Below are 20,834 nucleotides of genomic sequence, written 5' to 3'. Positions count from 1 at the left end.
CCGGGAGAGGAGGGCCTTACGTTGTCCACTGTTGTCGAGCCTCAAGAACGTACGTCGTCTCGGTCGATGACCACTGCATCCTGCCAGCTCGAGTCGACCGCGCGGAACCGGACCAGCGGGCGCTCGGATCCCACCGACGACTTCGGGGCGACGAAGGAGAAGGCCATCACGAGGTCACCAGGGCCCATTGCCCCGTCGGAGGCGAGGCGGTGCTCGGACTCGATCACCGGGTAGAGCAGCAGTGCACCTCGGCGCGGGCGGACGTGCTGCTCGACCGTCGCGTTCCCGGCGGTCCCGACGGCGCCTGCGATGCGCAGGGCGGCGGCGCGGTGCTTGGGCTCACTGAGCGCGCCGAAGATCGAGCCCCGCCGGCGGGTACGGCGGGCCGGGGTGAACGGGCCGTGCCCCAGGATGCGGGCCTCCACGCGCCTGGCGGAGGTCTGCAACGGCGTGATCACGAGCCAGTCGTCGATCGTCGTCGGCTGCTGCCCCGCCTCCATCAGGAACTCCAGGTGCGGCGAGAACTGGCTCGGGATCGACCACCGCAGATCGCACAGCACCTTTGTCAGCGTCTCGTGCGAGACCGCCCTCACGCGCGCTTCGTACACTGGGCCGTCCCCGACCGACAGACGCACCGGGTCCTGACCCAGCGCGGCGAACACCGGCTCCCAGCACTCGGTGTTGTGGGCCAGCCCCTGCGAGGTCTCCGGGTAGGCGGTCGGCTCCACCCAGGTTCCCGGCGACCGCACCTCCACCAACTCCGTATTGAACATCTTGTTCCGAGCAGACGGCTTCACCCACGGCAGATGCTGGGCCACCAGTGGCGGTATCTGGGCGGGGGTGACCTGCGGGCGGCCGTCCACCAAGGGCGCGTAGCGGGCCAGCTCGGCGCGGAAGAGTTCCTCGTCGCGGCAGATCGCCTCGAAGGCCTCGTAGAGGTCGACCGGATGCGTCGTGCGGCACGGGTGCACCACTCGGGCATGACGGTGTCGGACTCGGAAGCGCACATGGTGGGCAGCGAGATCCTGGTGGGATTGGCCGAGGAACTGTTCGCTGTCTGGGACGGGAAACCGGCGTGGGGGTACGGGGGCACTGCCGATGTGGTGGCGTACGCCGAACGGAACGGGGTCCCGGTTCACGTGCTGTGGCCGGAGGGCGCGGCACGCGAGTAGGACCGGATCAGGTGGCGTATGAGGGGATAGAGGGGGACGATCGAAGTGGGGGCAGAAATTTCGCAACCCCGCAAGTTCGGGGATGCGTACATCACCGAAGGCGACAACCATGAAAATGGCAAAGCGCAACCTTAGGCGATGCTTCGGCGTTCTCGCCTTGCTTCTTCTTGTCTCGCTGGCGCTGTCACCAGCCGTTGCCGAGGCTGCTGTTGTCCCGCAATCGGCGACTTTGAAGGCGTCGGTCGCGGACACCCTGAGTCCTGCCTCGAAACCGAGCAACTCACATCAGGACTGGCAGCGAGGTTACCGTCGAGGTTACTACGATGGGTCGGGCGACTACGGCTGCTATCTGCACGTGCCCTCGGTTGTGGGCTCAACGTCCTACAAGGCGGGCTACAGGACTGGATACAGGGCGGGTTGGAAGAACCACCACTGTGTCGCCTGACAAAGCCGGTGCCGAGGCGGTGAGCTCGGCCATAGTGCACAGCACACAGCCCCCCAGCCCACTGCCCATTTTTCGATGACTCTTTCAATGGCTGTGGCCTCACCGCCGAGGCGCGTGGAATACCGAGGCTAACTGGGACGGCAGAGCAGCGGCTTGGCCAGTTCGGCGCACGGGCGGTCGCCGTGGGAGCGGATGATGTCCTTGCCGACCTCGTTGGCGAGGTAGCGCAGGAATCCCGCGGCGAGGGAGTCCGCGGGCGGCTCTCCGTAGGTGTACGCGTACTCGGTCTGCCAGTACGGGTATGCGCCCTCGTCCGCGCCTTCGAGGGTGGCGGGGTAGCCGTCGATGCGGATCTGCTGGACGTCGTCGTGTGCGGTGGCGGCGCCGACCTCGCTGTGGCCGAGGGCTCCGGGTGTTGAGGCCACGGTGCTCAGGAGGGTTTCGGTGTCGCTGACCTCGCAGCGGCCGGGCTTGGTCTCGTCCAGCGCCGTGCAGTCGTTCGCGGTGACCGCCAACAGGGGCCTGTCGGCCAGCACTTGGTGTTCCAGGGTGGTCCGGGTGCCTGAGCCGGGGTTGCGGCTGACGAGGTGGATGGGCACGTTGTTGCCCTTCACCTGGTTCCAGTTGGTGATCTTTCCGGCGTAGATGTCCCTGATCTGTTTCAGGGACAGGTCCTGGACGCCGGCGTCCTTGTTGACGACCAGGACGAACAGGGACAGGGCGACGGGTCTGGGGAGCAGTTGCGGACGGCCGTCGCTCTTGGGGCCGTCGCTGAACGCCAGCCGGTCGCCGAGTCCCTGGCTGCCTGTCAGTTTGGTCTCCCGGCCCGCCGCGGCGAGGGCGTCGAGCCCCGACACGCTGCCGTGGAACGTGTCGTTGGTGATGGGGATGAAGGCGTCGGGGCAGGTCTTGTGGTACTGCTTCGCCGCCTCCTGGAGCACTGGTGCGAACGCGGTGGAGCCGGACAGGGTGAGTGTCCCGGTGGCGCAGTCCAGTGGTGCGGCCGTGGCATCGTGCCTGGTGAACGTAAGGATGGACTGGACGGCGCTGACCATGACGAGGAGGGCGAGCACCCACCTGACCGGCTTCGAGGCGAACGGGTAGTACTCGGTCTTCTTGATCTTCCCGCGGCGTACTCCGCCCACGATGCTCGCGACGACCTCGGGCTCGGGGAACTCCTCGTCAGTGAAGCTCTCCTCGCGTTCCAGGACCGCCAGCACCTTGTAGTGGTCGCCGCGGTTCAGTTTCACCTTGGGCAGTTCGATGACGCCGTCGGTGACACCGAGGCCGGGGACGTGCGGTGTGGGGTGCTGCTCGTCGGTGCTCGGCGTGAAGAAGCCGCGCAGCTCGTTGCGGCTGAGCTCGGTCACGACCATGCCGACGACGCGGCGGCCCCGGCATTTGACCTGGATACCCGCGTGGCCCCGGTCGGGCGCCAGATAGCTGTTCTCCACGATGGGGGCCCAGCCGCTGTTCTCGATCCGCAGCAGCACGAAGGACGGGTCACGCAGCGGCCCGCCGTTGGTCCGCTGCATCTGCTGAAGCACCCCGGCGTACGGTAAGGCGCGTTCGTCCCGGGCGGTGGTGTCCATCTGGACCCGGTAGCCGAGCCGTTTGCGGCCGACCAGGACGAACTCCCAGAGCGCCGCGATCCCGGGAAGGGCCAAGCCCACTACGGCGAACGCGAGTTGCCAGGAACCGTTCACGGTCGACTCCCGCAGAAGAAGGGGCTGGGAGGGCCATGGTGGCGGGCGGGTTCCCGGAGTACCGGGGGTACTCAGATCCTTGCGATTGATTTCACCGGGGCGTCACCTGGGACACCGGGGGTTTGCCGAGCAGAGCGACGGAATGACTTTGAGAGCCGGGAGGGCAAACGTGGTTCTCCCGGCTCCGGAGCCCGGGCAAGAGAGTCGCGTTACGCGGAGGTGGTTACGCGGAGGTGGTTACTCGGTGGAGGCTACTCGGCGGTGGTTCCGTGGCACTCCCCGTAACCCCGCTCCGACCCGCACCAGCACTCGACGCCCCGCTGCGGCGGCCAAGCCACCGCCAGCCCCCTGGCCGCCAGCGTCGTCGCGTACTGCGGGAGCAGGGTCGCGTCCGACGGGGAGGAGGCCTCCGAGGCGGCGAAGGCCTCGTAGGACGGGACAGTTCCGGTGACGATGCCGAGGTTCGGGGTGCCGGAAGTCGCCAGTTCCCGTAGCGACGCCTCTATCGTCGCGAGGTGTTCCTCGTGGGACGGGTAGTCGGCGGAGAGGGTGGGGTACGCCGTCAGGAGTTCCGTCAGTTCGGTGGTCGGCCAGTGGAGGATCGCCACCGGGAACGGGCGGGACAGCGCCTCCCTGAACGTGCCCAGCTCCGCCCTCAGACGGGAGATCTCCGCCTGGAGTTCGGCGGGGTTGTCCGAGCCGAGGGACCAGACGCGCTTCGGGTCGTGGAGTTCGTCCAGGGAGACCGGGGACGAGTGGAGGGTGTCGGCCAGGGTGTCCCAGTTGTCGTGGGCCTCGCCGAGCATGCGGCGGACGCGGTGGCGACCGAAGAGGAGGGGGTGGGTGGCGTACGGGGGCTCCGACGTGTCCGACAGGAGGAGTTGGGCGGCCGCGGTGAACGTCTCCTGCGCCGCTTCCAGCTCGTCGTGGGACTCCAGGGCCTCGGCCACGATCACCCAGGGGGCCGGGTCCCGGGGGGACGCGGCGCGGATGCCGTCGATGATCGCCCGGGCCTCGGCCTCGTGGCCGTACTCCCACAGGTTCGACGCCTTGAGGGCGCGGACCAGGTGGGGGTGCTCCAGGGGGGTCGAGGACGACAGCAGGCGGTCGTAGAGCGCGGTGGCTCCGGGGCGGTCGCCGGCCAGTTCGAGGTGGGCCGCGGCCTGCACGAGCAGGTGTTCGGCGTCCTCGGGGTAGAGGCCTGCGGTCCGCTCCAGGCGCGCTGCTTCGGCGTGGTGGTCGACGTGCTCGGCAGACGTGTCGGGGCGCATGGGGGACACCGTACTGCCGATGCCGTACGAGGGAGAGATACCTGCAGGCCAGAGGGCGGGATCTCTTTGGTGCCCCGGGGTGCCGACGAACGGTTCGGGCGGTCATGGGGCTGGTGAGTTCGGGGCGCAGCCCTTATCTTGCGGGCCCGGTCAGGAGGCGAGGCGGTCAAGGAGGCGAGGCGTCGGTATGCGGGCTCCCGGCATCGTGCGGCGCGGCCTCGGGGCTCCCGGTGTCGTGGATCACGGCACTCGGCGGCGGCGTGCCACGTATCGGCGGGTGGTGTGGGGCGGGGGCGAGGTTCTTGTCACCGTCGGCCTCCTTCTCCTGCTTCTCGTCGTGCATCAGCTCTGGTGGACCAATCGGCAGGCCCGGGAGGGCGCCGAGAGGAAGGTCCAGGCGTTGGAGAAGGAGTGGGGGAGCGGGGAGGGGGAGGGGGAGGGGAAGGAGCAGGGGGCGGGGGTGTCGGGTGCGGGGAGTGGTTCGGGTGGCTCGGCGGGGGGTGGTGATGTGTCAGGTGGGGGTGGCTCCGGGGCCTCCACCGCGAGTGGGCGGGCGCAGGGAACGCCCGGGTCGTCCCAGGCGTACGCCGTGCTCTCCATTCCCCGGCTCGGTCTGCGTGTGCCGGTCGCGGAGGGGGTCGGCAAGCGGGATGTCCTCAACAAGGGGTACGTCGGGCACTACCCGCACACCCAACAGGCCGGACAGGCGGGGAACTTCGCGCTCGCGGGACATCGGAACACTCATGGGGAGCCGTTCCGGTACATCAACCGGCTGCGGCGGGGGGACGAGATCGATGTCGAGACGGCGGCGGGGCGCTACGTCTACGTCGTGGACAAGACGCTTCCGCAGACCTCCGCGCATGACGGAGGGGTCATTCGGGAGGTGCCGCGCAGTACCGTTCGGCCCGCCTACGGGTACAGCGCGCCGGGGTACTACATCACCCTCACCACCTGCACGCCCGAGTACACCTCCCGGTATCGGCTCGTGGTGTGGGGAAAGTTGACCTCCATGCGCCCCCGTTGACCGCGGTCACCGTCCGGTCCGGGGAACGGTCCGGCTCGTACGGCGAATGTGCCACGTGTGGGAACCGTCGTACCCGTCCCGGACGTCGAAATGGTGCCGGGACCCGGACTTGATCCGGACCCGGCGGATCCGGTCAGCCGTGTGCTGCTGAGGCCGAAGCGGCTGCTGGAGCCGATCGACACCGGTCACGTGTAAGGCCGACATCGGTCACGCATAAGGCAGACACTGGTCACGCGTGAACAGGTACGGGGGGACGTGAGCCCGCGTACGAGAGGGCGAGAGGAGGGGCGGTCCGTGGTCCGGAGCTTGGCGAACGCGCGAAATCTGCGCCCTGTCGCCCTTCTGCTCGTGCTGTTCCTCGAACTCGCCGTGCTGGACGTCGGCAGCCTCCCGGCGGCCGTCGCCGTCGCGTTCACCGCGACCGCCGCGGCAGGGGCCGCGCTCGCCGTCTGCACCCTCATCGGCTCGCGCCGCGCGTCCGCCGTCCCGCGTACGCGGGTTCGTACGGCGATCCGCGACCGTGAGCACCGTACGGCGTTCCTGCCGCAACGCGATCCCGACGCCTCGGGGCGTCCGCGCCCCCGAGCGCCCGGGTGGGCCCTCCTGACGGCCTCCGCGTAGGGATCTCCACAGGGACTCACCAGTCGTAGCACCCTTGTCTGCGTACCCCGCGCGGGTCGTCATGCCGACGCGTCACTTCTCATTCCGGCACGACGAGACCCCCGGAGGGCTCACCCATGTCCGCCTCCATGCCCGCATCCATGTCCGCATCCATGTCTGCTTTCACGCCCACACTCATGTCCGCCTTCGCCGGGCTGGTCGAGCGGCTCGCCGATCTGCTCGAACCGCTGTTCCACGCTGCCGCTGCCGCCGCCGCGATCGTCCTGTTCACCGCGCTCGTACGGCTGCTCGTGCATCCCCTGTCCCGAGCGGCGGCGCGGGGACAGCGGGCGCGCGCCGCGTTGCAGCCGCGGCTCGCCGAGCTGCGCAAGAAGTACCGGAAGGATCCCGAGAGGATGCGGAAGGCGATGCTGGAACTGCACGAGAAGGAGAAGGTGTCGCCGCTGTCCGGGATTCTGCCCGGGCTCCTTCAGCTGCCGGCCTTCTTTCTTCTCTACCACCTGTTCTCCAGTTCCACCGTCGGCGGCGAGGACAATGAGCTGCTGGGCCACCAGCTGTTCGCCGCGCCGCTCGGTGACCGGTGGGTCGACGCGCTCGGGGGCGGTGGAGTGTTCGGTGCCGCCGGGCTCGTCTACCTCGGTCTGTTCGCGGTCGTCGCCGGGGTCGCCACCTTCAACTACCGCCGTACGAAGCGGACGATGGCCGCCTCGGCGCCTGCGGTCGGCGGGGCGGAGGTGCCCGGCCTCGGTGCGGTGAGTGCGTTTGTGCCGTTCCTGTCCTTCTTCACGCTGATCACCGTGGCGGTGGTGCCGCTGGCCGCCGCGTTGTACGTGGTGACCAGTACGGCCTGGAGTGCCGTGGAGCGGGCGGTCCTGTATTCCTGAGGGTGTGGCGGCGGTCCAGTCCGTGAACGGGGTATTGCGGAGTGGACGAACAGCTTGGAGGATCGACCAGTCCTCCGATGGCTGCACCCGTCGGTGGCTGCCCGCGATCGAGGGAGACTGTGATCATGAAGCTGCTGCGAGTCGGTACGGCGGGATCGGAGCGGCCCGCGCTGCTCGACGCCGAAGGGGTTCTCCGGGATCTGTCGGGAGTCGTGCCGGACATCGACGGGGCGCTGCTCGCCGACGACGCGGCGCTCGGGCGGGTCCGTGCGGCCGGTGAGTCGGGGGAACTGCCCGTGCTGGACGCGGACGGGCTGCGCGTCGGGCCGCCGCTGGCCCGGATCGGCAAGATCGTCTGCATCGGGCTCAACTACCACGACCACGCCCGCGAGACCGGGGCCGAGCCGCCCGCCGAGCCGGTGATCTTCTTCAAGGCGGCGGACACGGTGGTCGGGCCGGACGACACCGTGCTCGTGCCGCGCGGGTCGGTCAAGACCGACTGGGAGGTCGAACTCGCGGTCGTCATCGGGCGTACCGCCCGCTATCTGGAGTCGCACGAGGAGGCGCTCGCGCGTGTCGCGGGGTACGCGGTGGCGCACGACGTCTCCGAGCGGGAGTTCCAGATCGAGCGCGGGGGGACGTGGGACAAGGGCAAGAACTGCGAGACGTTCAATCCGCTGGGGCCGTGGCTGGTGACGGCGGACGAGGTTTCCGACCCGCAGGATCTTTCGCTGAAGCTGTGGGTGAACGGTGACCTGAAGCAGGACGGGACCACGGCCGAGCAGATCTTTTCGGTGGCGGAAGTGGTCCGGTACGTCAGTCAGTTCATGACGCTCTATCCGGGGGACGTCATCAATACGGGGACGCCGGCGGGGGTTGCCTTGGGGCAGCCGGAGCCGAAGCCGTATCTGCGGGCCGGAGATGTGGTGGAGCTGGAGATCGGGGGGTTGGGGCGGCAGCGGCAGGAGTTCAAACCGGCGTAGGCACTCCGTTGGGGTGGGCGGGGGTGCGTTGTCGGGTGCCGGTTCGCTGTGGCTGGTCGCGCAGTTCCCCGCGCCCCTGAAAGTTTGCGCAGTTCCCCGCGCCCCTGAAAGTTTGCGCAGTTCCCCGCGCCCCCGAAAGGTCGCGCAGTTCCCCGCGCCCCTGAAAAGAAAGACAGGGGCGCGGGTGTGGGGCTACTTTTCCAGGAAGTGGGACAGCGCCTCGATGACCATGGCGTGGTCCTCCAGTTGCGGCAGCCCGGACACCACCACCGTGCCGATCACGCCCGCGCCCTCGACGGCGATCGGGAACGCGCCGCCGTGCGCCGCGTACGTGTCGGGGTCGAGGCGTGAGGAGTCCTCGAAGGTCGTGCCCTTGGCGCGGAAGCGGGAGCCGACCAGCAGGGACGAGCAGCCGTAGCGCTCGACGACGCGGCGCTTGCGGTCTATCCAGGCGTCGTTGTCCGGGGTCGAGCCGGGCAGCGCCGCGTGGAAGAGCTGCTGACCGCCGCGGCGGATGTCGATCGCGACGGGGGCGCTCCGCTCACGGGCGAGTTCGACGAGCAGGGTCCCGAGGGCCCACGCGTCGTCGTGGGTGAAGTGCGGGAGCGTCAGCCGGCGCTCCTGTGCTTCCAGTTCGGCGATCTCCGGCGCGTTCACAGGGACACCGCCGTGCCCTCGGTGGCGGAGCGGCGGGCCGCCTCCAGGACGTCGAGGGCGGCCGCGGCCTCCTGCGCGGTGACCGGGTTCGGGGCGCCGTCGCGGAGGGCGGCGGCGATGGCCGCGTAGTACGCGGGGTACGCGCCCGGGAGCGTGGGCTCGGGGCGTCCGCCGCCCGTGAGCGGGGACTCTCCGGAGCCGACGCGGCCCCACAGGGACTCGGGCTCGACACCCCACTCGGCGGTGGCGTCGGGGCGCTTGCCCTCGCGCAGGTCCGCCTCCTGCGGGTCGAGGCCGTGCTTCACGTAACCGGCCGCCGAGCCCAGGACGCGGAAGCGCGGGCCGAGTTGGGCGGTCGTCGCGGAGACGTAGAGGTGGGAGCGGACGCCGTTCGTGTGCGTGATCGCGATGAAGGTGTCGTCGTCGGTCTGCGCGCCGGGGCGGCGGACGTCCGTCTCGGCGTACACCGAGGCGGCGGGGCCGAAGAGGACGAGGGCCTGGTCGACGACGTGGCTGCCGAGGTCGTAGAGGAGACCTCCGATCTCTGCCGGGTCGCCGGACTCGCGCCAGCCGCCCTTGGGCTGCGGACGCCACCGCTCGAAACGGGACTCGAAGCGCCATACGTCGCCCAGCTCGCCCTCGTCGAGCAGCTTGCGGAGGGTCAGGAAGTCGTTGTCCCAGCGGCGGTTCTGGAAGACGGAGAGGAGCAGGCCGCGCTCCTCGGCCAGCGCGGCCAGCTCGCGGGCCTCCGCCGCCGCACCGGCGAGGGGCTTGTCGACGACGACCGGCAGCCCCGCCTTGAGGGCGGCGGTCGCGAGCGGGACGTGGGTCTTGTTCGGGGAGGCGATGACGATCAGGTCCAGCTCGTCGGCGCGCGCCCAGAGCTCTTCGGGCGTGGCGGCGAACGAGACTCCGTCGCCGAACTCGGCGCGGGCCTGCTCCTGCCGCTCCGGGTTCGAGGTGACGATCGTGTCCAGGGCCAGGCCCTCGGTCGCGGCGATCAGCGGGGCGTGGAAGACGGAGCCCGCGAGGCCGTAACCGACGAGGGCCACGCGGAGGGGAGGAGTAGCAGTCATGGCATCCACTTTCGCAACGCTGTTGCCAAAGTGCAAGCGCGGGGGACAATGGCGTACGTGAACAGGACCAACGCCGAGTCGGGAGTCAATCTGCTCGCCCTGCGCAGCCACAACGCCGCGCTCGTGCTCGATCTGCTGCGCACGGCCGGGGAGGGCGGCATCAGCCGGCTCGAACTCGCCGAGCGCACCGGGCTGACCCCGCAGGCCGTCAGCAAGATCACCGCTCGGCTGCGGGCGGACGGGCTGGCGGCGGAGGCGGGGCGCCGCGCGTCGACCGGCGGCAAGCCGCGGACCGTGCTGCGGCTCGTGCCCGGGGCCGGGCACGCGGTCGGGCTCCACCTCGACCGCGACGAGCTGACGGTCGTGCTGTGCGACCTCACCGGCGCGGTGGTCGCCGCGCGGCGGGTTCCGCTCGATCTGGGGGCCGGGGCGGACGCGGTCGTCGAGTCGGCGGCGGGAGAGGTCGAGACGCTGCTCGCGGGGGCGGGGGTGTCCGTACTGGGCGTGGGCGTCGCCCTGCCGGGGCCGCTCGACCATGCCCGGGGTGTGCTGCATCGGGTCACCGGGTTCCCCGAGTGGGACGGGTTCCCGCTGCGGGACGCGCTGGCGGGGCGGCTCGGGGTGCCCGTGGTGGTGGACAAGGACACGAACGCGGCCGCGTTGGGGATCGCGGTGGTGGGGAGTGGGAGCGTGAGGGGGAGGGGGAGTGGAGTCGGGGCGTCGGGGGGTGTCTCCGTCGGCTCTTCCGGCGCTGCCGACTCTTCCGGCGCCACTGACTCTCTCGGCACTCCCGGCTCCTCCAGCCCCCTCGAATCCTTCGCCTATCTGCATCTCGGTACGGGGCTCGGGGCGGGGCTCGTGATCGGTGGGGGCGTGCACCGGGGGGCGCGTACCGGCGCGGGGGAGTTCGGGCATCAGGTCATCCAGCTGGACGGGCCCCCGTGCGGCTGCGGCAACCGTGGCTGCATCGAGGCGTTGTGTCTCGCCGCCGTGGACCGCGGTGCCGTGGGTGAGGCGGCGCGGGTGCTCGGGGTGGGCGCCGCGAATCTGGTGGGGCTGCTGGACATCGACCTCGTGCTGCTCGGCGGGCGTACCGTCGCCGCGCACGAGGAGGCCTTCGTACGAGGTGTCGGTGCCGTTCTTGAGGAACGGGCTCGGCTGGAGGGCGTGGACGACGGGGCGATTCCGGTGCGGGTGGCGCCCGGTGGGGCGCGTGGGGTCGCGGAGGGCGCGGCGCAGTTGCTGCTGGCGCCGTTGTTCGGGCGCGGGGAGGACTGAGCGGCCCGGCTGTTCGGGGCGGGTGCCCGGCCGGGTGACCCGGCTGTTCTGAGGGGCTTCGGGGCGGGGTGACTCGGCCGTTCGAGGGGACTTCGGGGGCCGGGCGGGGTGTGTCGTGGGCGTGGCGGGGTGGTGGGCGCCGGCCGGTGTGGGACGGTCACGGGGCCGTTGCCCTGTACGCCGTTGCCCTCATCGCCCGACGCTCCGAGCCCTCTCCCGACCCCCTCCCGCCGCCCTTGAACGGCAAAGGCCCCTCATGCGACTGCGCAAGACCAGCCCCTTCGCCCTGACCGCCGTTGCCCCCGCCCTGGGCCTCGGGCTCGCACCGCCGCCCGCCGCACAGGCGCTCACGCCTCTCGGGCCCACCGCGAGCCCCCGCCCCACCTGTGCCGCGCCCGACACCCGGGCCTTCCCGATCAAGACCCGGATCCACGGCGGTCCGGACGCCTACGACGTCGGCGGCGACTTCCGGACCTGGTACATCGACCTGACCAACACCACCGCGCACACCTGCGGAAACATCCACCCGATCGTCGTACTCGTGGACAGCAAGCGGGTACTGCGGCCGGGACAGGCGCGGCTGGAGTTCTACGAGGGGGAGCGCACGCATCCCGTCGAGTTCGAGAAGAGCGACCAGGACGAGAACATCGGGGCGTTCGACGACGGGTTCCCGGGGTTCACGGTCGGACCCGGCCGGACGCTCACCGTGAAGGTCCGCCTCTCCGTGACCTCCGACGCCGCCGTGCCGAACGACGTCGTCGCCAACGCGGCCGTGGTGCAGCGCCACAACAACGACGGGGACTGGGTGGGGGAGTCGAACGCGTACCGCTTCCGGATCGACGACGAGAGCAAGACGAACGACGGCGATGTTGTCGACGCGGGGGGCACGGGAGGCACGGGCCACACGGGGGGCACCGGAGGCACCGGAGGCACCGGAGGCACCGGAGGCACCGGGGACGGTGGGGGCGGTGGGGGCAGCGATGGCGGAGGCAGCGGCGGAGGTGACGGCGGTGGCGGAGGCGGTGGCGGTGGCGGTGGTGGCGGTGGTGGCGGTGGCGGTGACGGCGGAGGCGGCGGCGGTACGAGCGCGGCTCCCGACGCCAGCGGCACCGCCACGGGCAGTAGCACCGGTAGCAGCACGGGCGGCGTGACCGGCACCGGCACCAGCAGCCCCACCGGTGCCGGTGCCGGTGGCGGCGGTCGCGACGGCGGTGACGATGACGGCGACGCCGCAGGAAAGGAACGGGACGGGTCCTCGTCCGCGGACGAGCTGGCCATGACCGGGCCGCGCGAGGCCGCTCTGGCGGTGGGCATCGCCCTGTTCGCCGCCGGAGGCGTGCTCTTAGTGGCCTCCCGCTGGTCCCGGTTCCGGCGTCGCTGAGCCCTCCCACCGGCGCACCGCCCGTACCGCATCTGCGACCATCCCCCCGTGGACTACCCGAACGACCAATCGCCCGGCGCCCCCGTCCGCTCCGGCATCCCGGAGCACGGCCGTATCCCGAAGTACTACGCGGTCAAGGCGCACATCGCCGCGCTGATCGAGGAATTGGGCGAAGGGGGACTCCTGCCCACCGAGCGCGACCTCGCCGAGAAGTACGAGGTGGCCCGCGAGACCGTACGGCAGGCGCTGCGGGAGCTGCTGCTCGAAGGCAAGCTGCGGCGGCAGGGGCGCGGCACGGTCGTGGCGGGACCGAAACTGGAGCAGCCGCTCTCCCTCGCGAGCTACACCGAAGGCGTACGGCGGCAGGGGCGCACCCCCGGTCGTACGCTCATCTCGCTCGACCGCTTCCCCTGTCCGCAGGCGCTGGCCGGCGAGGCGGGGCTGACGCGCGGCGAGCCCGTCTGGCACATGGAGCGCGTGCTGCTCGCCGACGACGAGCGGGTCGGGCTGGAGAGTACGTACGTCGCCGTGGCCCGGGTGCCCGACCTCGACCGTGACTTCGACCCCGACTCCTCCTTCTACGCCTACCTCCACGACCGGCTCGGCATCGCGTTCGGTGACGCGGACGAGCGGATCGAGACGGTGCTGGCGACGCCGCGCGAGGCGCTGCTCATCGGCACGCCGCCCGCGCTGCCGATGCTGCTGATCCACCGGGTCTCGCGGGACACGAAGGGGCGGCCGCTGGAGCGGGTGCGGACGCTGTACCGGGGGGACCGGTTCTCGTTCACGGCGCACCTGGGCAGGTGACGTTCACCGCGTATCCCGGCAGCTGACGCGCGGCGGGCCGGAGCGGGCTGGAGCTCGTCCTTTCGGGCAAGTATTGTCACGAGAAGATAACGGGTCTAGCCCAAACGTGATGGGCGGTTCACCATCTGGATGCTGTCCGGACCCCTTTGATTCCCCCTTCCCGAGGAGCGTGGCCGTCGTGAGAGTGATAGTCGTCGGAGCCGGCGTGGTGGGTACCCTGCACGCCTGGCACGCAGTGGAACGCGGCCACGAGGTCGTACAGATCGAGCGTGAGGCGGAGGCCCGCGGGGCCTCGCTGCGCAACTTCGGGCAGATCTGGGTGAGTGGTCGCGCCGGAGGAGAGGAGCTGGAGACCGCCCTGCGGGCGCGGGAGCTGTGGGAGGAGATCGGGGCACGCGTCCCGGACGTCGGCTTCCGGGCGTGCGGATCGCTGACCCCCGTGCGCAACCCGCGCGAGCTCGCCGTCGCCGAGGCCGCCCTGGCCCGCGAGGACGCCGCCGCCCGCGGCTACAAACTGCTCGCCGCGGACGAGGCGCGCGCCGTGAACCCCGCCCTGCGGGGTGCGTTCGAAGCGGCCCTGTTCTGCGAGCGCGACGCGGCCGTCGAGCCGCGCACGGCCCAACTCGCCCTCCGCGCAGAGCTGTCGAAGTCCCCGAACTACACCTTCCTGCCGGGGCGCGAGGTCCGTGACGTCGTCGGAGAGCACGCCGTGCGCGACGACCACGGGGACGTCCACACCGGTGACGTCGTCGTGCTGTGCACGGGCGCCTGGCTCGGCGGTCTCGTACGGGAGCTGGCCGGGCCCGAGCTGCCCGTACGGCGGGTGCGGCTGCAGATGATGCAGACCGAACCGCTGGGCGAGCCGCTCACCACCTCCGTCGCCGACGCCGACAGCTTCCGGTACTACCCCGCGTACCGCAGCCCCGCCCTCGACGACCTGGACGCACACCAGCCGCAGGCCCCGATCGCCGCCGCGCACCGGATGCAGCTGCTCATGGTGCAGCGCGCGGACGGCGGGCTGACCATCGGCGACACCCACGAGTACGAGCACCCCTTCGCCTTCGACACCCTCGAAGACCCCTACGACCACCTCACCGAGGTCGTCGAGTCCTTCCTCGGCCGCCCGCTGCCGAAGATCCGGCGCCGCTGGGCCGGGGTGTACGCGCAGTGCACCGACCCGAGCCGAGTCGTGCACAGGCAGCAGGTGCGGGACGGGGTGTGGCTGGTCACCGGGCCCGGTGGGCGCGGCATGACCTGTTCGCCCGCCATCGCCGAAACGACCGCCGACGACTTGGGATGGTGAAAGAAATGACCGAGGACATACGACTCGTCGTGCTCGACATGGCGGGCACCACCGTCGCCGACGGCGGCCTGGTGGAGCAGGCCTTCGCCGTGGCCGCCGGGGAGCTGGGCGTCGAGCCCGGGTCCGCCGACCACACCAGGAAACTCGACCACGTCCGGGCCACCATGGGCGAGTCCAAGATCTCCGTCTTCCGGCACCTGTTCGGCGAGGAGTCCCTCGCCCGGCGGGCCAACGACGCCTTCGAGAAGGCGTACGGGGAACTCGTCGACGGTGGGCGCCTCGCGCCGATCGCCGGGGCGCGCGAGGCGATCGAGGAACTCCAGGCGAGCGGCCGTACCGTCGTCCTGACCACCGGGTTCGCCCGCGTCACCCAGGACGCCATCCTCGACGCCCTCGGCTGGCGAGGGCTGGTGCCGCTCACGCTGTGCCCGGCCGACGCCGGAGGCCGCGGGCGGCCGTACCCCGACATGGTCCTGGAGGCCTTCCTGCGCACCAAGGCCGCGGAGGGCGTCCAGCAGGTCGCGGTCGTGGGCGACACCTCGTACGACATGCTCAGCGGGGTACGCGCCGGGGCGGGCGTGGTGGTCGGTGTGCTCACCGGGGCACACGGCGACGAGGCGCTGCGCGCGGCCGGGGCCGGCCATGTGCTCAGCTCGGTGGCCGAACTCCCCGCCCTGCTCGACGGCCTCACCGGAGCCGACCGGCTCCCCGGAGACGACCCGTATCCCGGAGGCGGGCGATGAGCGGCGGCAGCGGCATCCGCTTCGACCGGGTGTCCGTCGCGTACGACGGCACCACGGTCCTCGACTCCCTCGATCTCGGCGTCGAGCCCGGCGAGGTGATGGCGCTGCTCGGGCCGTCCGGGTCCGGGAAGACCACCGCGCTGCGGGCCGTCGCCGGGTTCGTGCGGCCCGCCTTTGGCCGGGTGTTCATCGGCGACCGGGACGTGACCGCTCTGCCGCCCCACCGGCGCGGCGTCGGCATGGTGGTGCAGCAGTACGCGCTGTTCCCGCACATGCGGGTCGAGGACAACGTCGCCTTCGGGCTCAGGGCGCAGAAGGTCGCCAAGGGCGAGATCCGCGGACGGGTCGCCGAGGCGCTGGAGATGACCGGGATGGCGGCCTACGCCCGGCGCCATCCCCGGGAACTGTCCGGCGGGCAGCAGCAGCGGGTCGCCATCGCGCGGGCGCTCGCCATCCGGCCCGGCGTCCTCCTGCTCGACGAGCCGCTGTCCGCGCTCGACGCGCAGCTGCGGTCGGGGATGCTGGCCGAACTCGCCCGGCTGCACCGGGAGTTGCCCGACATGTCGATCCTGTACGTCACCCACGACCAGATCGAGGCGCTGACGCTGGCCGACCGGATCGCGGTGATGGACAAGGCGCGGTTGCAGGACGTGGGGACGCCGCGGGAGCTGTACCGGGCGCCGAGGACCGCGTTCACGGCGTCGTTCGTGGGCAACGCGAACCTGTTGCCGGTGACCGTGGGCGCGGGAGGTGTCGCCTTCGGCGGGACCGAGCTCAAGGTGTCGACGGGCAACGCCGTCGAGGGCGCGAGCGCCACGCTGTGCGTACGGCCGCACCTCGTCGGACTCGGCGGGGGACCCAACGCCCTCACCGGGTCGGTGGCCGAGGTGCAGTGGCGCGGTGCCACCCACCGGCTCTACGTCGACGTGGACGGACACCGACTCAAAGTGGACCTGCGGGAGTTGCGGCAGCCGCCCGCTCTCGGGGAGGAGATCACCGTGCACTTCGCAGCCGAGGACGCGGTGCTGCTCTCCGCAGGGGTGACCGGGGATGTCTAGCGCCATGGCGGCCGCCAGGTCCCGTCCGCGCGTACCGGCCTGGGCCTGGGCCCTGCCGCCCGTCGCCGTCCTCGGACTCGTCTTCCTCTACCCCCTCGCCCTCGTCGTCCAGCAGTCCTTCCAGCCGGACACCGGGGGCACCTCCCTCCAGCCGTACGCCGACGTCCTCGCGTCCTCGTCCTTCCTGGAGGCACTCCGCACGACCGTCTGGATCGCCGTCGCGGCGACCGCCGGCGCTCTCGTGCTCGGGTTCGTGCTCGCCCTGGTCATCGCGTTCGTGCCGTTCCCCGGCGGGAAGGCCGTCGCCAGGTTCATCGACGTCTTCCTGTCCTTCCCGTCCTTCCTGGTCACGCTCGCTCTGCTGTTCATCTACGGCACGGTGGGCATGGCCAACGGGATGTGGACGGACGTGACCGGTGCCGCCGAGGGGCCGTTCCAGTTCCTCACCACCCCGTGGGGGGTCCTCCTCGCCGAGATCACGTACTTCACCCCGTTCGTGATGCGGCCCCTGCTCGCCGCCTTCTCGGGGATCGACACCGCCCAGCTGGAGGTGGCGTCCTCCCTCGGGGCGCGGCCCGCCCGGATCGTGCGGCAGGTGATCCTGCCCGAGGCGCTGCCCGCGCTCGCGGCCGGCGGCAGCCTCGTCCTCGTGCTCTGCCTCAACGAGTTCGGGATCGTCCTGTTCACCGGGGCGAAGGGCGTCACGACCCTGCCGATGCTCGTCTACAGCAAGGCGATCCTGGAGTCCGACTATCCGGGCGCGTGCGTGGTCGCCGTCGTCAACGTCCTCGTCTCCGTCGGGCTCTACGGCCTCTACCGGGTGGTGAGCCGCCGTGCTGGTGCATAGCCGCAAGGGGAAGTGGGCCATCTGGGCCGTCTTCTTCCTGCTCTTCCTGCCCCTGTTCGCCCTGCCGCTGCTCGTCGTCCTCGCCGCGTCGTTCGCCACGAACTGGTCGAGCGCGCTCCCGTCCGGCTTCACCACCGGGCACTACACGGCCGCCACCCGCGGCGAATCCCTCCAGGCCCTCACCACCAGCCTGGTCACGGCGGTCACCGCGAGCCTGCTCGCACTGGTCGTCGGCACCTGGGCGGCGCTCGCCGCGCACGCGCTCAAGAAGCGCGGCAGACGGGTTCTGGACGCCCTGTTCATGCTGCCGGTCGCCGTGCCCTCGGTCGTCGTGGGCCTCGCGATCCTCGTCGCCTTCTCCAAGCCGCCGATGCTGCTCAACGGCACCCGGTGGATCGTCATCCTCGCGCACACCGTTCTGGTCACGGCCTTCGCCCACCAGTCGGTGTCGGCCGCCCTCGCCCGTCTCGACCCGGCCTACGAACAGGCCGCCGCCTCGCTCGGCGCCCGGCCCTCGTACGTGCTGTGGAGGGTGCGGCTGCCGCTGCTGCTGCCCTCGCTGACCGCCGCCGCGGGGCTCTGCTTCGCCCTGTCCATGGGCGAGCTGAGCGCCACCATGATGCTCTACCCGCCCGACTGGACCCCGCTGCCCGTCCAGATCTACGCGGCCTCGGACCGCGGCGCCCTCTTCACCGGCTCCGCGCTCGCGGTCGTCCTCATGACCACGACGGTGCTCGTCCTGTTCGCCGTCTCCCGGATCCGCACCAAGGCCTCCTACCGCTGACCCCGATCAGATCCTGATCGGCCAACCTTCCCGACATCGCAAGGAGTTCATCTCGCCATGCCCAGAAACCTCCACCACCTCAAGCCGATCGCCGCCGTCGTCGGCAGCCTCGCCCTCGCCGCCACCCTCACCGCCTGCGGCGGCGCCTCCAGCGCCTCCGACGCCAAGGTCGTCACCGTCTACAGCGCCGACGGCCTCAAGGGCGAGAACGGCGACGGCTGGTACGACCAGGTCTTCAAGGACTTCGAGAAGCAGACCGGGATCAAGGTCAAGTACGTCGAGGGCGGCTCGGGCGAGATGGTCCAGCGCGCCGTCCGCGAGAAGACCAACCCGCAGGCCGACGTGCTCGTCACCCTCCCGCCGTTCATCCAGCAGGCCGACGGCAAGGGGCTGCTGCAGAAGTACACCCCGAAGGGCTCCGACCAGGTCGCCGGCGGCGACAAGGCCGCCGACGCCACCTGGACCTGCGTCGTCAACAACTACTTCGGTTTCGTCTACGACAAGAAGGAGCTGAAGCAGGCGCCCACCAGCTGGGAGGAGCTGCTCGACGCGCGGTACAAGAACAAGCTCCAGTACTCCACCCCGGGCGTCGCCGGAGACGGAACCGCCGTGCTCGTCAAGGCGATCCACGACTTCGGCGGCAAGGAACAGGCGCTCGCCTACCTGAAGAAGCTCCAGGCCAACAACGTCGGCCCGTCCGCCTCCACCGGCAAACTCGCGCCCAAGGTCGACAAGGGCGAACTCCTCGTCGCGAACGGCGACGTCCAGATGAACTACGCCCAGTCCAAGGACATGCCGAACCTGGGCATCTGGTTCCCGAAGGCCACGGACAAGGCCTCCGACGCCGCCGGGAAGCCCACCACCTTCGCCCTCCCGTACGCCGCGGGACTCGTCACCAAGGCCCCGCACGCGGACAACGGCAGGAAGCTCCTCGACTTCATGCTGTCCGCCAAGGCGCAGCAGCAGGTCAGCGAGATCGGCGGCGGCTTCTCCGCACGTAAGGACGTCAAGGCCACCGACGCGAACGCCATCGCCCTGACCAAGCTCATGGACGGCGTCGCGCTCTTCGAGCCGGACTGGGCCGACATCGACAAGAACCTGACCTCGTACGTCGAGGACTGGAAGACGGCCACGGGAAGCTGACACTCCACCCTGACTAGGCTGGGGGCGTCGGCACATCGTCGTTCCGGCGCCCCCGGATCGTGTGCGTACGTACGCCAGGACGGCAGGAGAACCAGCACCATGGCAGAGCGCAAGCCCATCGAGTCGTGGCTCACCGACATGGACGGCGTCCTCATCCACGAGGGTGTGCCGATTCCCGGCGCGGACGCCTTCGTCAAGAAGCTGCGGGAGTCCGGGAAGCCGTTCCTGGTGCTCACCAACAACTCGATCTACACCGCTCGTGACCTGCACGCCAGGCTGCGGCGCATGGGCCTGGACGTGCCGGTCGAGAACATCTGGACCTCCGCGCTCGCCACCGCCAAGTTCCTGGACGACCAGCGGCCCGGCGGTACCGCGTACGTCATCGGCGAGGCGGGCCTGACCACGGCACTGCACGACATCGGGTACGTCCTGACCGACCACGAGCCGGACTACGTGGTCCTCGGCGAGACCCGTACGTACTCCTTCGAGGCCATGACCAAGGCGGTCCGGCTGATCAAGGGCGGCGCCCGGTTCATCGCCACCAACCCCGACGAGACCGGCCCGTCCGCCGAGGGCCCGCTGCCCGCGACCGGCGCGGTGGCCGCGCTGATCACCAAGGCGACCGGCAAGCAGCCCTACTTCGCCGGCAAGCCGAACCCGCTGATGATGCGGACGGGGCTCAACGCCATCGGGGCGCACTCCGAGACCAGCGCGATGATCGGCGACCGGATGGACACGGACGTCCTGGCCGGCCTCGAGGCGGGCATGGTGACCTATCTCGTTCTCACCGGGCTGACCACCCGCGAGGAGATCGAGCAGTACCCCTTCCGGCCCTCCAGGATCGTGGACTCGATCGCGGACCTCGTCGAGCGGATCTGACGTCGCGCGGGCCGAGGGCCACCGGTCCGCGCCAAACCTTTCGAGACCCGTTTGGAGTAGTCGGGGGGCGTCTGAGGATGCGACCCGCGACCAGGCGGGGGAGTCTCCAGGTATCTGGAGGTTCACGATGGGTTCATGTCGACTCGCTCTCTGTGTGCGACTCACTCTCTGTGCCGGTGCCGCGTACGCGGCGGCGTTCACTCCCGCCGCGTACGCGGCCGACGGCGGCGTCTTTGTCTCTCCCGTGTCCCCGGCCCCCGGCAGCGACGTCCAGCTGCGGGCGCTGGGCTGTACGGGGACGACCGGTACCGCGGTCTCGTCGGCGTTCGTCGCCGACGCGCGGCTCACCGGCCAGGGCGGGGCGCTCACCGGCGACACCCGCGTCCGCTCCTCGGCCACGCCCGGTGCCTACGAGGTCAAGGTCAGCTGTGACGGCCGCCAGGACCGGGTGACCGGCACGGTCACGGTCACCGCGCCGGGCGGCCCGACCTCCCTGAGGTCCGCCCTCGCCGTCCCGAACGCCTTGTCGTCCGCGCTCGCCGTCCCGAACGCCCTGTCGTCCGTCCTGGCCGTCCCGACCGGCCCGGCCTCGCCCGTCGCCCCCGTGCACGCGGGCGGCGGCGGCACCGCGCACTTCGCCTCGGTGGACGCCCGCTCGTCGAGCCCCGGCACCAAGCACGCGGTGATCGGCCTCATCCTCGCGAGCGCCGCCGCGGTGGCGGTCGCGGTCCGCAGCGCGCGCCGGGGCCACGACTCCCGGGACTGACATGTC

General features: G+C 70.9%; 20 protein-coding genes and 2 pseudogenes. 17 read left to right on the top strand and 5 right to left on the bottom strand.

From position 1 onward, the window contains the following. Window positions 1-41 precede the first annotated feature (41 nt). Window positions 42-974: a hypothetical protein gene (locus tag ACZ69M_RS48275; RefSeq protein ID WP_470060069.1), complete on the bottom strand. Its 933-nt coding sequence runs from the start codon at window positions 972-974 to the stop codon at window positions 42-44. Between ACZ69M_RS48275 and ACZ69M_RS48270 the strand changes: the two are divergent. Beyond that, window positions 951-1,172 (top strand): annotated as a pseudogene (locus ACZ69M_RS48270) (hypothetical protein); the annotation flags it as partial. The gene ACZ69M_RS48275 and the pseudogene ACZ69M_RS48270 overlap by 24 nt on opposite strands. A 573-nt stretch (window positions 1,173-1,745) precedes the next feature. On the opposite strand, the gene ACZ69M_RS48265 reads toward ACZ69M_RS48270, so the two are convergent. Together ACZ69M_RS48265 and ACZ69M_RS48260 are read right to left on the bottom strand one after the other, a co-directional pair. Beyond that, on the bottom strand, window positions 1,746-3,323 hold the full coding sequence (locus ACZ69M_RS48265) for a substrate-binding domain-containing protein (protein ID WP_470060068.1): 1,578 nt from the start codon (window positions 3,321-3,323) through the stop codon (window positions 1,746-1,748). Window positions 3,324-3,574: 251 nt separating this feature from the next. Next, window positions 3,575-4,594 carry an SEC-C metal-binding domain-containing protein gene (locus ACZ69M_RS48260; RefSeq protein WP_470060067.1) on the bottom strand — a complete coding sequence of 340 codons (1,020 nt, stop codon included), beginning with the start codon at window positions 4,592-4,594 and terminating at the stop codon, window positions 3,575-3,577. 187 nt (window positions 4,595-4,781) lie between these two features. Between ACZ69M_RS48260 and ACZ69M_RS48255 the strand changes: the two genes are divergently transcribed. The 5 genes and pseudogenes from ACZ69M_RS48255 to ACZ69M_RS48235 all read left to right on the top strand — a co-directional run bounded on the left by ACZ69M_RS48255 (window position 4,782) and on the right by ACZ69M_RS48235 (window position 8,106). Further along, window positions 4,782-5,618, top strand: a complete 837-nt coding sequence (locus ACZ69M_RS48255) for a class E sortase (protein ID WP_470060066.1) — start codon at window positions 4,782-4,784, stop codon at window positions 5,616-5,618. A 20-nt stretch (window positions 5,619-5,638) separates the two neighbouring features. After that, window positions 5,639-5,813: pseudogene (locus ACZ69M_RS48250) on the top strand (winged helix-turn-helix transcriptional regulator); the annotation flags it as partial. Window positions 5,814-5,912: 99 nt separating this feature from the next. Next, complete coding sequence (locus ACZ69M_RS48245) at window positions 5,913-6,239, top strand: DUF6412 domain-containing protein (protein ID WP_470060065.1); 327 nt, start codon at window positions 5,913-5,915, stop codon at window positions 6,237-6,239. Between the two features lie 176 nt (window positions 6,240-6,415). After that, on the top strand, window positions 6,416-7,123 hold the full coding sequence (locus ACZ69M_RS48240; RefSeq protein ID WP_470060091.1) for a YidC/Oxa1 family membrane protein insertase: 708 nt from the start codon (window positions 6,416-6,418) through the stop codon (window positions 7,121-7,123). A 125-nt stretch (window positions 7,124-7,248) separates the two neighbouring features. Further along, complete coding sequence (locus ACZ69M_RS48235; RefSeq protein WP_470060064.1) at window positions 7,249-8,106, top strand: fumarylacetoacetate hydrolase family protein; 858 nt, start codon at window positions 7,249-7,251, stop codon at window positions 8,104-8,106. Window positions 8,107-8,298: 192 nt separating this feature from the next. On the opposite strand, the gene ACZ69M_RS48230 is transcribed toward ACZ69M_RS48235, so the two are convergent. Further along, window positions 8,299-8,763 (bottom strand): heme-degrading domain-containing protein, encoded by a 465-nt coding sequence (locus ACZ69M_RS48230; protein WP_470060063.1) that lies wholly within the window; start codon window positions 8,761-8,763, stop codon window positions 8,299-8,301. Next, the gene (locus tag ACZ69M_RS48225) at window positions 8,760-9,839 is read right to left on the bottom strand and encodes a Gfo/Idh/MocA family oxidoreductase (RefSeq protein WP_470060062.1); all 1,080 of its coding nucleotides are present in this window, start codon (window positions 9,837-9,839) and stop codon (window positions 8,760-8,762) included. Before ACZ69M_RS48225 ends, ACZ69M_RS48230 begins: the two co-directional genes overlap by 4 nt. 48 nt (window positions 9,840-9,887) lie before the next feature. On the opposite strand from ACZ69M_RS48225, the gene ACZ69M_RS48220 reads away from it, so the two are divergent. The 11 genes from ACZ69M_RS48220 to ACZ69M_RS48170 all read left to right on the top strand — a co-directional run bounded on the left by ACZ69M_RS48220 (window position 9,888) and on the right by ACZ69M_RS48170 (window position 20,828). After that, window positions 9,888-11,117 carry an ROK family transcriptional regulator gene (locus tag ACZ69M_RS48220; RefSeq protein WP_470060061.1) on the top strand — a complete coding sequence of 410 codons (1,230 nt, stop codon included), beginning with the start codon at window positions 9,888-9,890 and terminating at the stop codon, window positions 11,115-11,117. A 256-nt stretch (window positions 11,118-11,373) separates the two neighbouring features. Further along, a complete protein-coding gene (locus tag ACZ69M_RS48215) occupies window positions 11,374-12,498 on the top strand; it encodes a hypothetical protein (RefSeq protein WP_470060060.1) in 1,125 nt (374 codons plus the stop codon). 48 nt (window positions 12,499-12,546) lie between these two features. Further along, window positions 12,547-13,305, top strand: a complete 759-nt coding sequence (locus tag ACZ69M_RS48210; RefSeq protein WP_470060059.1) for a GntR family transcriptional regulator — start codon at window positions 12,547-12,549, stop codon at window positions 13,303-13,305. Between the two features lie 178 nt (window positions 13,306-13,483). Then, a complete protein-coding gene (locus ACZ69M_RS48205) occupies window positions 13,484-14,608 on the top strand; it encodes a TIGR03364 family FAD-dependent oxidoreductase (RefSeq protein ID WP_470060058.1) in 1,125 nt (374 codons plus the stop codon). 5 nt (window positions 14,609-14,613) lie between these two features. Continuing rightward, a complete protein-coding gene (locus tag ACZ69M_RS48200; protein ID WP_470060057.1) occupies window positions 14,614-15,351 on the top strand; it encodes an HAD family hydrolase in 738 nt (245 codons plus the stop codon). Further along, the gene (locus ACZ69M_RS48195) at window positions 15,348-16,409 is read left to right on the top strand and encodes an ABC transporter ATP-binding protein (RefSeq protein WP_470060056.1); all 1,062 of its coding nucleotides are present in this window, start codon (window positions 15,348-15,350) and stop codon (window positions 16,407-16,409) included. The genes ACZ69M_RS48200 and ACZ69M_RS48195 overlap by 4 nt, the downstream gene beginning before the upstream one ends. Beyond that, the gene (locus ACZ69M_RS48190; RefSeq protein WP_470060055.1) at window positions 16,402-17,256 is read left to right on the top strand and encodes a 2-aminoethylphosphonate ABC transporter permease subunit; all 855 of its coding nucleotides are present in this window, start codon (window positions 16,402-16,404) and stop codon (window positions 17,254-17,256) included. The genes ACZ69M_RS48195 and ACZ69M_RS48190 overlap by 8 nt, the downstream gene beginning before the upstream one ends. Next, window positions 17,243-18,040 carry an ABC transporter permease gene (locus ACZ69M_RS48185; RefSeq protein WP_470060054.1) on the top strand — a complete coding sequence of 266 codons (798 nt, stop codon included), beginning with the start codon at window positions 17,243-17,245 and terminating at the stop codon, window positions 18,038-18,040. The genes ACZ69M_RS48190 and ACZ69M_RS48185 overlap by 14 nt, the downstream gene beginning before the upstream one ends. 57 nt (window positions 18,041-18,097) lie before the next feature. Continuing rightward, a complete protein-coding gene (locus tag ACZ69M_RS48180; protein WP_470060053.1) occupies window positions 18,098-19,183 on the top strand; it encodes a 2-aminoethylphosphonate ABC transporter substrate-binding protein in 1,086 nt (361 codons plus the stop codon). Between the two features lie 99 nt (window positions 19,184-19,282). Beyond that, window positions 19,283-20,062, top strand: a complete 780-nt coding sequence (locus ACZ69M_RS48175; RefSeq protein WP_075029148.1) for an HAD-IIA family hydrolase — start codon at window positions 19,283-19,285, stop codon at window positions 20,060-20,062. Between the two features lie 154 nt (window positions 20,063-20,216). Beyond that, window positions 20,217-20,828, top strand: coding sequence for a hypothetical protein (locus tag ACZ69M_RS48170; RefSeq protein ID WP_470060052.1), 612 nt, complete (start codon window positions 20,217-20,219; stop codon window positions 20,826-20,828). The last annotated feature ends 6 nt before the right edge of the window (window positions 20,829-20,834 follow it).

Source organism: Streptomyces sp. NPDC107454 (assembly GCF_055582885.1).
The sequence above is the reverse complement of the archived record's forward strand: the minus strand, read 5'-3'. Positions and strand labels throughout refer to the sequence as shown.

What these genes read in the sequence shown, in the direction of transcription:
- ACZ69M_RS48260 (WP_470060067.1), bottom strand. Translation starts at nt 4,594, where the DNA reads ATGCGCCCCGACACGTCTGCCGAGCACGTCGACCACCACGCCGAAGCA.
- ACZ69M_RS48255 (WP_470060066.1), top strand. Translation starts at nt 4,782, where the DNA reads ATGCGGGCTCCCGGCATCGTGCGGCGCGGCCTCGGGGCTCCCGGTGTC.
- ACZ69M_RS48240 (WP_470060091.1), top strand. Translation starts at nt 6,416, where the DNA reads ATGTCCGCCTTCGCCGGGCTGGTCGAGCGGCTCGCCGATCTGCTCGAA.
- ACZ69M_RS48235 (WP_470060064.1), top strand. Translation starts at nt 7,249, where the DNA reads ATGAAGCTGCTGCGAGTCGGTACGGCGGGATCGGAGCGGCCCGCGCTG.
- ACZ69M_RS48225 (WP_470060062.1), bottom strand. Translation starts at nt 9,839, where the DNA reads ATGACTGCTACTCCTCCCCTCCGCGTGGCCCTCGTCGGTTACGGCCTC.
- ACZ69M_RS48220 (WP_470060061.1), top strand. Translation starts at nt 9,888, where the DNA reads ATGGCGTACGTGAACAGGACCAACGCCGAGTCGGGAGTCAATCTGCTC.
- ACZ69M_RS48215 (WP_470060060.1), top strand. Translation starts at nt 11,374, where the DNA reads ATGCGACTGCGCAAGACCAGCCCCTTCGCCCTGACCGCCGTTGCCCCC.
- ACZ69M_RS48200 (WP_470060057.1), top strand. Translation starts at nt 14,614, where the DNA reads ATGACCGAGGACATACGACTCGTCGTGCTCGACATGGCGGGCACCACC.
- ACZ69M_RS48195 (WP_470060056.1), top strand. Translation starts at nt 15,348, where the DNA reads ATGAGCGGCGGCAGCGGCATCCGCTTCGACCGGGTGTCCGTCGCGTAC.
- ACZ69M_RS48190 (WP_470060055.1), top strand. Translation starts at nt 16,402, where the DNA reads ATGTCTAGCGCCATGGCGGCCGCCAGGTCCCGTCCGCGCGTACCGGCC.
- ACZ69M_RS48180 (WP_470060053.1), top strand. Translation starts at nt 18,098, where the DNA reads ATGCCCAGAAACCTCCACCACCTCAAGCCGATCGCCGCCGTCGTCGGC.
- ACZ69M_RS48175 (WP_075029148.1), top strand. Translation starts at nt 19,283, where the DNA reads ATGGCAGAGCGCAAGCCCATCGAGTCGTGGCTCACCGACATGGACGGC.